This is a genomic window from Kitasatospora sp. NPDC052896 (genome assembly GCF_044547075.1).
Classification (GTDB): domain Bacteria; phylum Actinomycetota; class Actinomycetes; order Streptomycetales; family Streptomycetaceae; genus Kitasatospora.
Genome location: NZ_JBITZU010000034.1, coordinates 52,847 through 64,023 on the forward strand (window position 1 = coordinate 52,847; position 11,177 = coordinate 64,023).

The following is an 11,177-nucleotide window of genomic DNA, read 5'->3' on the forward strand; positions in this document are numbered from 1 at the left end:
ACTTGTCATTCGCCTCCGACGGTCACTATCCTCAACTCGACAAGATCTTGTCGAAATGGTGAGTCGCGCCCGCTCCCGCGGTGTACGACCCGACGCGGTCGGCCGGGACGCCCGGCTGATCGGACCCGCTTGGAGAACACAGGAATGGCAAACGCCGCCTCGCAGACCGACGAGGCCGTCGCGGACCCCACCGGCGGCCCCGTCGGCTTCACCCACCGTCAGATCATCACGGCGCTCTCCGGGCTGCTGCTGGCAGTCCTGCTCGCCGCGCTCGACCAGACCATCGTCTCCACCTTGCTGCGCACGATCGGTGACCAGCTGCACGGGCAGACCGCCCAGGCCTGGGTCGTCACCGGCTACCTGGTCAGCTCCACGATCGCGATGCCGTTCTACGGCAAGCTGTCCGACATCTACGGTCGCAAGCCGCTCTACCTGGCGGCGGTGGTGGTCTTCGTCATCGGTTCGGCCGCCTGTGTGCTGGCGAACTCGATGGCGACCCTGGCCGTCGCCCGTGTGGTCCAGGGCCTGGGCGGCGCGGGCCTGATGTCGCTGCCCACGGCCGTCATCGCCGACCTCGCCCCGGTGCGCGAGCGCGGCCGGTACTTCTCCTACCTGATGATGGCCTGGGTCGCGGCCAGCGTGCTCGGCCCGCTGGCCGGCGGCCTGTTCGCCAGTGCGGGGGAGATCCTCGGGGTGGCCGGCTGGCGCTGGGCGTTCCTGGTCAACGTGCCGCTCGGGCTGGCGGCGCTGCTCAGCGTGCGAAAGGCGCTCAACCTGCCGCACCAGCGGGTGGACCACCCGATCGACTACCGGGGTGCCCTCACCCTGGCGCTCTGCCTGGTGCCGCTGCTGATCGTCGCCGAGGAGGGCCTTGACTGGGGCTGGGGCTCGGCGCGTTCGCTGACCCTGTACGGTGTCGCGCTGCTCGGCCTGGTGCTGTTCGTGTCGGCCGAGCGGGCCCGGGGGCTGGAAGCGATGGTGCCGCTGCGGCTGTTCAGGCGGGGCGGGATCACGCTGGCCACCGCGGTCAACTTCACCATCGGTGTCGGCATCTTCGGCACGGTCTCCACCCTGCCGCTCTACCTCCAGCTGGTGCAGGGCCGCAGCGCCACCGTGGCCGGCCTGGTGATCATCCCGCTGATGACCGGCGCGATCGTCTCCCAGATGGTCTGCGCGAAGATCATCAAGAGGACGAACCGGTTCAAGAAACCCGCGATCGTCGGCCTCGGGTCGATGGCCGGCGCGCTGCTGGTGCTCGCCACCACCGGCGCGGACACCCCGCTCTGGGGGGTGGTGCTGCTCTCGGCCTGGCTGGGCCTCGGCATCGGCCTCTCCCAGACCGTCATCACCCTGGCCATCCAGAGTGCCGCGCCCAAGTCCGAGTTGGGCGTGGCCAACGCGGCCTCCGGCCTGTTCCGGCAGCTCGGCGGCACGACGGGAGCCGCGGTGTTCATGTCGGTGCTGTTCAGCGTCGCGGCCGGCCGGTTCGGCGGGGCGTCGGCAGGCGAGGGGGCCGTCCGCCGGGCGCTCTCCGACCCGGGCGCCAGTGGCGCGCTGGCGGCGCCGGCCGTCGAGGCCTTCGAGGCCGGGTTCCGCACCATGTTCCTGGTCGGAGGCCTGATCCTGGCGGTCGGCTTCCTGCTCACCTTCCTGCTGCGGGAGCTGCGCGAGGAGGAGTGACCGCGCGCACACCCGCACCCTGGACCCGCGTACCCCCGGCCTGCCCCCGTGCCGGGGGTACGCGCCTTTGCTGCGACGGCCGCTCGAAGGTGCCCGACGAGCATGGGAGCAAGGGAAGTTGACGTGCTGAGAGTGGAGGACCGATGTCCCCGATACCCCTGCCGCTGGACCTGGCCACCGACCTGGTCGACGGCCCGACCTTCCAGTCGATCATGGGCGCGCTGCCCACCGGCGTGACCGTGGTGACCACCCTCGGACCGGACGGGGAACCGTACGGGCTGACCTGCTCCGCGGCGTGCAGCGTTTCCAAGACCCCGCCGCTGCTGCTGGTGTGCATCCAGCGGGGGAGCCGGGTGCTGCGGGCCCTGCTGGAGCGCGGCGAGTTCGTCGTCAACGTGCTGCGTGGCGGTGGCGAGTCCACCTCCGCGCTGTTCGCCTCGCCGCGGGACGACCGCTTCCGCGGCGTCCCCTGGGAGCCCGGCCGCCACGGCGGCCTGCCGGTGATGCCGACGGACGTCGTCGCGCACGCCGAGTGCCGGGTCGCCGCCGCGGTGGACGTCGGCGATCACACCGTCGTGATCGGCGCGGTGGCGGCCGGCGGCACCCGGCCCGAGGTGCCCAGCCCGCTGATGTACTGGCGCCGCTCCTACGCCCGCTGGCCGGTCGAGGAGGACTCGCGGGTCGACGCACTGACCCTGGCGGCCGAGGGCTGAGCCGCACCTCCAGCCCCTACCGAGGGCCGCTCGTAAACCGAAGGCCGCCCGTACACCGAGGACCGCCCGTACCAACGCCGAGGGCCGCGCCCGGGGAACAGTTCCCCGGGCGCGGCCCTCGCCGCTGGTAGGTGGTTACGACCTCCGCATCGCCGCCCTGACCTCCTCGGCGTTGGCGGCCAACAGCTCACGGATCTCCGGGCGCGGGTGGTCGGTGGCCCACTCCGCGATCCGGATCATCTTCTCCGTCGTCGGGTTGATGTGGTGGGTGCCGGGGTCGTCGAAGCCCAGCGCGGGCAGCATCCAGTCCGACTCCCGCACCAGCCGCTCCGCCGCGGCGGCGGCCGCCTCGGCCGTCATCCGCTTCTCGTCCACCGCCTCGCACAGCGCGGTGAGCTCGTCGAAGGCCTCCTTGTAGAAGTCCAGCGGGCACCACAGGCCCGGGTACGGGTTGTCGTCCAGAGCCTGGCAGTGGGAGTCGTCGCCGGTCTCCTTGGTCTTGGTCAGCGCGTTGAGGATGCGCTTGCCGCCGATCACGCTGGCCGAGGCCCAGATCCGGAACACCGAGTTCCACAGCGGGTAGTGCGAGAACGAGACGAAGGAGTTGTTGACCAGCTTGTCGTTCCAGTCGAGCAGGCCCTGTTCGAGCTCCTCCACGTAGGAGAACCGCTCCGGCGAGAAGTCGTCCTCGCGCAGCGCCGCCATCAGCCGCCAGGACAGCGCGTTGATGATCTCGCAGGTGTTGGACAGCCCGCGGGAGAACAGCGGGTCGACGAAGCCGGCCGCGTGCGACATCAGGCACCACCGGTCGCCGACCGTCCGGGTCGAGGAGTACTGCATCCGGTCCGTCCGGACCCACTCGCGCACACTGCGCGCACCCTTCAACTGCCGTTGCACCGCGGGGAAGCGGTCCACGTGGGACCAGAACTCCTCCTCGGCGGTGAGGTCCGGCCGCGCCGGGTACGTCCGGGGGTCGAGCTGGATGCCCACGCTGCACAGCGGGTTGGTGGCCCCCGGGTGGTTGTTGAACGGGATGATCCACATCCAGCCGCGTTCGAAGATGTGGTGCATCGTTCCGTCGTTCCAGGGCACCGGCGGACGCAGCTCGGCGGGAGTGTCCACGTGGTCGTCGATCGCCTCCACCCCGACCATGTGGGTGAAGATGGACCGGGCGTGGTGCTTGAGCCGGCTGGGCTCCTCCCGTAGCCCCAACGTCCCGGCCAGCGGCGAGCGGAAGCCGCTGGCGTCGACCAGGTAGCGGGCCCGGATCCGGCTGCCGTCCGCGCCGGCCACCGTGACCCCGTCGTCGTCGAAGTCGATGCGCTCCACCCGGTAGTACTGCCGCGCGTCGCAGCCGTAGCGCACGGCGGCGTGGAACATGTACGCGTCGGTGTCCTGCCGGAAGAAGTGGGCCGCGTTGCCCACGATCGCGGGGATGCGGAACTGGCTGGTCTGGTGCGGGTCCGGCTCCTGGTCGTCCTGGTGGAACATGAAGCCGAAGTTGCTCTTCTGCCCGTGCGAGCTGCTGACGTTGGCCAGCACGTCCTGGAAGCTCGCCAGGTTGGCGATCTCCGGCACGCCGTACCGGTCCGAGATCAGCCGCAGCACCACCAGGGTCTGCCCGATGGTCGACTCCCCGACGGCGAACCTGGGGTGGTGCGCACCGTCGAGCAGCATGACCCGGAACCCGTGCTTGGCCAGGATCGAGCCGAGCATCGTGCCCGACAGGCCGCTCCCGATGATGACGACGTCGTACGGCTGCCCCGCGCGCTCTGCCGAGTGCTCAGTCACGCCGTTCTCCTTCCGAATCCGGTCCGGTCAGGCGGACTTGATGCCGATGGCGAGGTGGTCCCTGGTGATGGTGTCGGTGGCGACCACCCGGTCGACCGCGAAGCCGGCCTCCGCCAGGTAGTCGCGGGCCTGCTGGAGCGAGTAGGCCGAGCTGTCGTCCCGGATCATGGTGTGGTTGATCCGCTGCAGCAGGACCTCGGGGTCCCGCTCGTCCGGGTCGATCATCGCGTCGTACAGCACCACCGCCCCGCCCGGGCGCACCGCCTTGTGGGCACGCCGCAGCAGCTCCCTGCGGTCGGCGACCGGCCAGTCCGGCAGCACGTGGCCGAAGACCAGCACGTCGGCCTCCGGCAGATCGGTGGCGAAGAAGTCGCCGCCGTGGAAGGTGACCCGCTCGGCCGTCCCGGCCGTCGCCACCAGCTCGTCGAAGAGCGGGCGCAGCGCCGGCAGGTCGAAGACCGCGCCGCGAAGGTGCGGGTGGGCGGTGGCGATCCGGGAGGCGACGTTGCCGCGCCCGCCACCGACGTCCACGAAGGAGGTGTACCGGCTCCAGTCGAGCTCGCGGGCCAACTCGTCGGCGGTGAAGCCGTTGTGCGCGTCCATGTGCAGCATGATCTGGCGGGCGCGGTCGAGGTCCTCGTACTGCTTGGGGTAGGCCAGCGTGCCCTGCGCGGCGACGGCCGACTTGGCCTTGCCGTCGCGCAGCGCCTCGGTCAGCTGGGCCCAGGCGTGGTAGTGCAGCCGGGCGTGCTGGCGGGCGGTGCCGCCCAGGTAGGTCGGAACGGTCGGGAGCAGGAACTCCCGCGCGAGCTCGGCGGTGCGGTACCTCCCGTCCCGCACCTCCAGCAGGTCGAGGCCGGCCAGCGCGTCCAGGAAGTCCTTGAACATCCTGTGCTGGACGCCCAGTTCGGCGCGGATCTGGTCGACGTCGGCGGCACGGTCGGCCAGCAGCTCGAACAGGCCGAGCTCGACCGCGCTCTGCAGCGCCTTCGCTTGAAAGTAGGCGGTGTTGAGCGCGACGATCCGGCGCGCGCGGGCAGCGGGGCTGCCGGTGGCTGAGGTCATTCCTCTTCCCCTCTTGGCGAGTTGGGCGTGGTCTTCGGATCGGCGGCGGCGCGTCTCGGACGTGGCCGCCTCAGGTGTGTCCGTCTCGGGCCGGGGCGCCGAACCAGGCGGTCGCGGCGCGGTGCAGCTCCTCCTGGCGGGCCGGGTGACCGGCCCACGCCACGTAGCCGTCCGGGCGGATCAGGACGGCGGTGCCCGGCTCCACCCCGGCGGCCTCGGCAGCCAAGGTGTCCACCCGGTCCGCCCAGGCGACCAGCGGTGAGACGGGCGGGGCGGGCTCGGGGAGCAGCAACAGGCCGCGGGCACGGGTGAAGCAGTCGCTGATCCGCCGGGGGCCGTCGGCGGTGAGCAGCTCGGCGTCCGGCATCCGCCGGCCGGTCAGCGGGTGGTCGCCCGGGCCTGCCCCGTACGCGACGTCGAAGCCGGAGAGCATGCCGGCGATGTGGTGGTTGGTGTCCGGTAGTGCCATCAGTTCCCGGAAGGTCTGGCGCAGCGCGTCGTAGCGCGGGTCCGGGTCGATCAGAACGGCCTGGGTGCGGGTGTTGCGCACCACGCCGTCGGCGACCGGGCGCCGTTCGCTCTGGTAGCTGTCCAGCAGCTCCTCGGTGCCCCAGCCGCGTACCACCGCGGCCAGTTTCCAGCCGAGGTTGACCGCGTCCTGGATACCGAGGTTGAGACCCTGACCGCCGGCCGGCAGGTGGATGTGCGCCGCGTCGCCGGCCAACAGCACCCGCCCGCGCCGGTAGGACTCGGCCAGCCGGGAGACGTCGGTGAGTCGGGAGAGCCAGGTGACGTCGTGCATCCCGTGGTCGCCGCCGGTGTGCTCGACCAGCGCCGCGCGCATCTCCTCCTCGGTGACCGGCGCGTTGCGGTCCGCGAAGGGCTCGCCGAACCAGGCGACGGTGGCCCGGTAGACGCCCGGCTGGTGCTGGAAGGCGCCGAACCAGGACCGACGCTCCGGGTTGACCAGGCCCACCGGGCGCATCGGCCCGAGCCCCTCACCGCGCGGCAGTTCGCCCCGGAAGCGCATGTCCCCGATGAGCGCGTACATGTGCGGGTCCTGGCCGGTGAAGCCGATCCCGGCGTGCTTGCGGACGGCGCTGCCGCCGCCGTCGCAGCCGACCAGGTAGCGTGCCCGCAGCGGTTCGGCCTCGGTCTCGACGGTCACCCCCTCCTCGTCCTGGGTGAAGCCGGTGACGGCCACGCCTCGGACGATCCGCACGCCCAGCTCGCCGGCCCGCTCGGCGAGCAACTCCTCGGTGCGCAGCTGCGGCACCAGCAGCACGTACGGGTGGCGGGTGTCGAACTCCTCGAACCGCATCGGCACGCCCAGGCTGGCGAAGTTGCCGCCCTTGAGCACGCCCGCTCCCTCCTGGAAGCGGTCGAGCAGCCCGCGCAGTTCGAGCAGCTCCACAGTGCGGCCCTGCATGCCCATGGCCTTGGAGTGCCGCTCCGGTTCCCTGCCGCGCTCCGCCACCACCACGCGGGCCCCGCCCAGTGCCAGTTCACAGGCGAGCATCAGGCCGGTCGGCCCCGCCCCCGCCACCACCACATCGCAGTCCAACGCGACCTCCGGTCTCGGTCCGGTACGACGGGCTCACCGTCTCAGCCGGGCTTCGAGCCGGTTTGGTGCCCGCCGGCGCCGCGCCCGTGCACCAAACCGGCTCGAAGCGGGCCGCCTAGCGTCAGCGGGGACCTCGACCCATAGACAGAGGACCAGTCATGCCATTCACCGCGAACGAGGCCGTCTACCTGGCGGCGCAGTCGCTCGCCCGCCTGGCCACCGTGGACGGCCGCGGACAGCCGCACGTCGTCCCGCTGGGTTTCCACTACAACGCCGAGCTCGGCACCATCGATGTGACCGGGCGGGGCATGGCCCGCAGCCTCAAGTACCGCCACGTCCAAGGGCACCCGCAGGTCGCCCTGGTGGTCGACGACGTGGTGGACGCGGCGAGCTGGGTCGTCCGGGGCATCGAGATCCGGGGCCGCGCGACGGCGCTGCCCGGCGGCGGCAAGGAGATCCTGCCGCATGTCGACGACGAGTTCATCCGGATCACCCCGGAGCGGATCGTCTCCTGGGGCATCGACTCCGACTGCCAGGCGGCGCCGCTGGCCCGCAACGTCGCGGACGGGGTGCGGGCGTGATCGAGCGGCTGCCGAAGTTCCCCTGGGACGTCCTGTTCCCGTACCGCAAGCGCGCGGCCGCCCATCCCGACGGGCTGGTCAACCTCGCGCTGGGCGACCCGGTCGACCCCACGCCGCCGGTCGTCCGCGCGGCCCTCGCCGCCGCGGCCGACGCACCCGGCTATCCGTCCACCGAGGGCACGCCCGCGCTCCGGGCGGCCGCCGCGGGCTGGCTGCTGCGCCGCGAGGGCGTGACCGTCGAGCCGGACGCGGTGATCCCGGCGGTCGGCACCAAGGAGCTGATCGCCTGGCTGCCCGCCATGCTGGGCCTCGGCCCCGGCGACACCGTCCTCGTCCCCGAACTCGCCTTCCCGACCTACGAGGTGAGCGCCCGGCTGGCCGGCGCCCGGCTCGTTCGGACAGCCTCGCCGCTGACCTACGACGGCCCCGCCCCCCGGGTGCTCTGGTTGAACTCCCCGTCCAACCCGGAGGGCCGGGTGCTCGGCACCCACGAGCTGCGCTCGATCGTCGCCTGGGCGCGGGAGCGCGGGACCCTGGTGGTGAACGACGAGTGCTACCTGGACCACGTCTGGGAGGGCGAGACCCGCTCGGTGCTGCACCCCGAGGTCAGCGGCAGCAGCCACGAGGGCGTCCTCGCCGTGCACTCGCTGTCCAAGCGCTCGAACCTGGCCGGCTACCGGGCCGGCTTCGCGGCGGGGGATCCGGCGGTGATCGCCACCCTGCTGGAGGTGCGCAAGCACGCCGGTCACGTCGTGCCCACTCCGGTGCAGGCCGCGATGGTGGCGGCGCTCGGCGACGACTCCCACCTGGCGGACCAGCGCGAGAACTACGCTCGGCGGCGGGCGGTTCTGCGGGAGGCACTGGAGGACAGCGGCTTCCGGATCGACCACTCGGCGGGCTCGCTCTTCCTCTGGGCCACCCGGGACGAGCCGTGCTGGGCGACCGTGGGCGCTCTGGCCGAGCTCGGCATCCTGGTGGCGCCCGGCGAGTTCTACGGCGAGGCGGGTGCGCGGCACGTCCGGGTGGCCGTCACCGAGACCGACGAGCGGGTGGAGCAGGCGGTGAAACGGCTCGCCGCGGCCCGGTAGCCCGGTTCTCGTCCGCCTTCGCCCCGCCGGTTCCCGGAACCGGCGGGGCGAACCGCTGTCCGGCGAGGATGGCGAAGTGCCGTTCTCCCCGGAGGAGTCCGGGGAGAACGGCACCAGGTGGCGGTGGGTCAGACGCCCTTGGCCGGCACCACGCTCTCGACCAGGTGCAGGTAGGAGTTGACCGGCTTGACCTCGGCTGAGGTCAAACCGGCCGCCTCGACCAGCGAGAGCAGTCCGGCCGTCGTGTGCTTGCGGCCACCGACGTTGAGCAGCAGCAACAGATCCATCGCGGTGGTGAACTTCAGCTCCGGGCTGCCGTCCACCAGGTTCTCGACCACGATGACCCGGCTGCCCGGCGCGGCCGCCCGCACGACGTTGCGCAGGGTCAGGACGGTGCTCTCGTCGTCCCACTCCAGGATGTTCTTCAGCAGGTACACGTCGGCCGCGACCGGGATCTCCCGCCGGCAGTCGCCGGCCAGCAGCGTCGCGCGGTCGGCGAGCGAGCCGCCCGGCCGCAGCCGTGGGTCGGCCCCGGCCACCACGTCGGGCAGGTCCAGCAGGGTGCCGCGCAGCGCGGGGTTGCGCTCCAGCAGAGTGGCCAGGACGTGCCCCTGACCGCCCGCGATGTCCACCACCGTGCCGACCCCGCGCAGGTCCAGTCGGTCGGCCAGCGCGAGGGCGGAGAGCCGGCTCGACTGGGTCATCGCCCGGTCGAAGACCGCCGCCGACTCCGGCGCGTGCTCGTGCAGGTGGTCGAAGAAGTCCATCCCGTGCAGCTCGGGGAAGACCGCCTTGCCGGTGCGGACCGCCTCGTCGAGGTGCCCCCACAGCTCCCAGGTCCACGGCTCGGTGCCCCAGAGCACCATGTCCTTGAGGCTGCGCGGGGTGTCCTCCCGCAGCAGCCGTGAGGTGTCGCTGTGCACGTACCGGCCGTCCGACCGCTCGATGAACACGCCGTAGCAGGTCAGCGCGCGCAGCAGCCGCTGCAGGGTGTCCGGGTCCGCGTTCAGCGCCCGGGCCAGCTCGGCCGCGGTGGCGGGCTCCTCGCCGAGCGCGTCGGCCAGACCCAGCCGCGGGGGGGCGGGGCCGCCCGGGGGGGGGGCCGGGCGGCCCGCCCGGGGGGGCGCGGGGGGGGCGGGGGGGGGGGGGGGGGGGGGGGGGGGGGGGGGGGGGGGGGGGTGGGGGGGTGGGGGGGGGGGGGGGGGGGGGGGGGGGGGGGGGCCGGGGGAGCCGTCGGTGGTGAGGAGGACGATTCGGTCGGGGTTTTCGGCTTGGGCGGAGCGGGTGAGGCCGCGGATGGTGGCGGTGGCGAGGTCGGTGTCGTGGGTGGTGATGAGGAGTCGGGTGTTGGTGAGGTTGTCGTCGGTGAGGGTGTTCTGGAGGGTGGTGAGGGTGTGGGTGGCGAGGGTGTGGGCGCGGTCGATCTGGTTGGTTTCGGTGGTGGTGAGGTTGATGTGGTGGATGATGTCGAGGCCGGTGGTGCGTAGGGTGTCGGTGGTGGGTTGGTCGCCGATCACCACCCACTGGCCGGTGGCGGGCGGGCCGTCGGGCACGGTCTGCGGCACCCAGTCGACCCGGTACAGCGAGACGTCCTGCCGGGTGGTGCGGGTCTCCTCCAGGCGGCTCGGGTCCACCTCGCGCATGGTCAGCGCGCCGATGGTCATCACGGGTGTGCCGGTCGGGTCGGCGACCGCCATGGACACCGTGCCCGGCGTCGGCTCGCTGACCCGGACCCGGAGCCGGGTCGCGCCGGTCGCGTGCAGGGCGACCCCGCTCCAGGAGAACGGCAGCCGGACGTGCCCGGTCTGCTCCACGATCGGCGCGCCCTCCGGACCCAGCCGGGGAACCAGCGCGCCGGGGTGCAGCGCGGCATCCAGCAGTGCCGGGTGGATGCCGTAGCCAGCGGGGTCGGTCCCCTCGGGCAGCGCGATCTCGGCATACACCGCGTCCGTGCCGCGCCAGGCCGCGCGCAGGCCCTGGAAGAGCGGCCCGTAGTGGTAGCCGCGCTCGATGAAGTGGGCGTAGAACTCACCGAGTTCGACGGGTGTGGCGCCTGCGGGCGGCCAGGCGAGCAGGCTCTCCCCGCCGTCGCTTGCCGCCCGGGTGCCGAGGACACCGGTGGCGTGGCAGGTCCAGGCGGTCTCGGGGGTCGAGTCGTCGGACCGGGTGTAGACGGCGAAGGACGACCGCCCGGTGTCGTCCGTCGGCTCGATGAACAGCCGGAGCTGGAGTGCACCGTGTTCGGGGATCGCCAGGAAGGTGTGGTGGGTCAGCTCGTCGATCTGGTCGCAACCGACCTGGTCGGCCGCGTGCAGCAGCAGGTCCACGAAGGCGGTGCCGGGCAGCACGGGGGAACCGTAGATCTCGTGCTCGGCGGTCCAGGCCGGGTTCTCGGCGGAGAGTCGGCCGGTGAACAAGTAGCCCTTGCTGTCCGGTAGTTCAGTGACGGCGCCCAGCAGCGGGTGGTTGGTGGTGCCGAGGCCGAGGGTGGCGGCGTTGGTTCCGGTGTGGGTGGGGTGGAGCCAGTAGCGGTCGCGTTGGAAGGGGTAGGTGGGGAGGTTGGTGGGGTGGGTGGTGGGTTGGGTGGTGGGTTGGGTTTTGGTTTGGGTGGTGGGCCAGGTGGTGGGGTGTCCGTGGGTGTGGAGGTGGGCGAGGGTGGTGGTGAGGGTGAGTTGTTCGGGGTGGTTTTTGCGGA

Annotated in this window: 8 protein-coding genes and 1 pseudogene; 4 read left to right on the top strand and 5 right to left on the bottom strand. The window is 72.4% G+C overall.

Features of this window, described 5'->3' with window-relative positions; translation table 11 throughout:
* Positions 1–144 precede the first annotated feature (144 nt).
* Complete coding sequence (locus tag ACIGXM_RS34895) at positions 145–1,680, top strand: MDR family MFS transporter (protein ID WP_396568139.1); 1,536 nt, start codon at positions 145–147, stop codon at positions 1,678–1,680.
* A 143-nt stretch (positions 1,681–1,823) separates the two neighbouring features.
* Complete coding sequence (ctcQ, locus tag ACIGXM_RS34900; protein ID WP_396568140.1) at positions 1,824–2,393, top strand: flavin reductase CtcQ; 570 nt, start codon at positions 1,824–1,826, stop codon at positions 2,391–2,393.
* A 135-nt stretch (positions 2,394–2,528) separates the two neighbouring features.
* On the opposite strand, the gene ACIGXM_RS34905 is transcribed toward ctcQ, so the two are convergent.
* The 3 genes from ACIGXM_RS34905 to ACIGXM_RS34915 all read right to left on the bottom strand — a co-directional run bounded on the left by ACIGXM_RS34905 (position 2,529) and on the right by ACIGXM_RS34915 (position 6,813).
* Positions 2,529–4,184: an NAD(P)/FAD-dependent oxidoreductase gene (locus ACIGXM_RS34905; protein ID WP_396568141.1), complete on the bottom strand. Its 1,656-nt coding sequence runs from the start codon at positions 4,182–4,184 to the stop codon at positions 2,529–2,531.
* A 27-nt stretch (positions 4,185–4,211) separates the two neighbouring features.
* Entirely contained in the window at positions 4,212–5,249 is a 1,038-nt protein-coding gene (locus ACIGXM_RS34910) for a methyltransferase (protein WP_396568142.1), read from the bottom strand.
* A gap of 70 nt (positions 5,250–5,319) precedes the next feature.
* Positions 5,320–6,813: an FAD-dependent monooxygenase gene (locus tag ACIGXM_RS34915; RefSeq protein WP_396568143.1), complete on the bottom strand. Its 1,494-nt coding sequence runs from the start codon at positions 6,811–6,813 to the stop codon at positions 5,320–5,322.
* 158 nt (positions 6,814–6,971) lie between these two features.
* Between ACIGXM_RS34915 and ACIGXM_RS34920 the strand changes: the two genes are divergently transcribed.
* A complete protein-coding gene (locus ACIGXM_RS34920; protein WP_396568144.1) occupies positions 6,972–7,394 on the top strand; it encodes a PPOX class F420-dependent oxidoreductase in 423 nt (140 codons plus the stop codon).
* On the top strand, positions 7,391–8,482 hold the full coding sequence (dapC, locus tag ACIGXM_RS34925) for a succinyldiaminopimelate transaminase (protein WP_396568145.1): 1,092 nt from the start codon (positions 7,391–7,393) through the stop codon (positions 8,480–8,482). The genes ACIGXM_RS34920 and dapC overlap by 4 nt, the downstream gene beginning before the upstream one ends.
* Before the next feature lie 128 nt (positions 8,483–8,610).
* On the opposite strand, the gene ACIGXM_RS34930 is transcribed toward dapC, so the two are convergent.
* Positions 8,611–9,552 (bottom strand): methyltransferase, encoded by a 942-nt coding sequence (locus tag ACIGXM_RS34930; RefSeq protein WP_396568146.1) that lies wholly within the window; start codon positions 9,550–9,552, stop codon positions 8,611–8,613.
* Positions 9,553–10,167: 615 nt separating this feature from the next.
* Positions 10,168–10,899: pseudogene (locus ACIGXM_RS34935) on the bottom strand (polyketide synthase dehydratase domain-containing protein); the annotation flags it as partial.
* Positions 10,900–11,177: the final 278 nt, after the last annotated feature.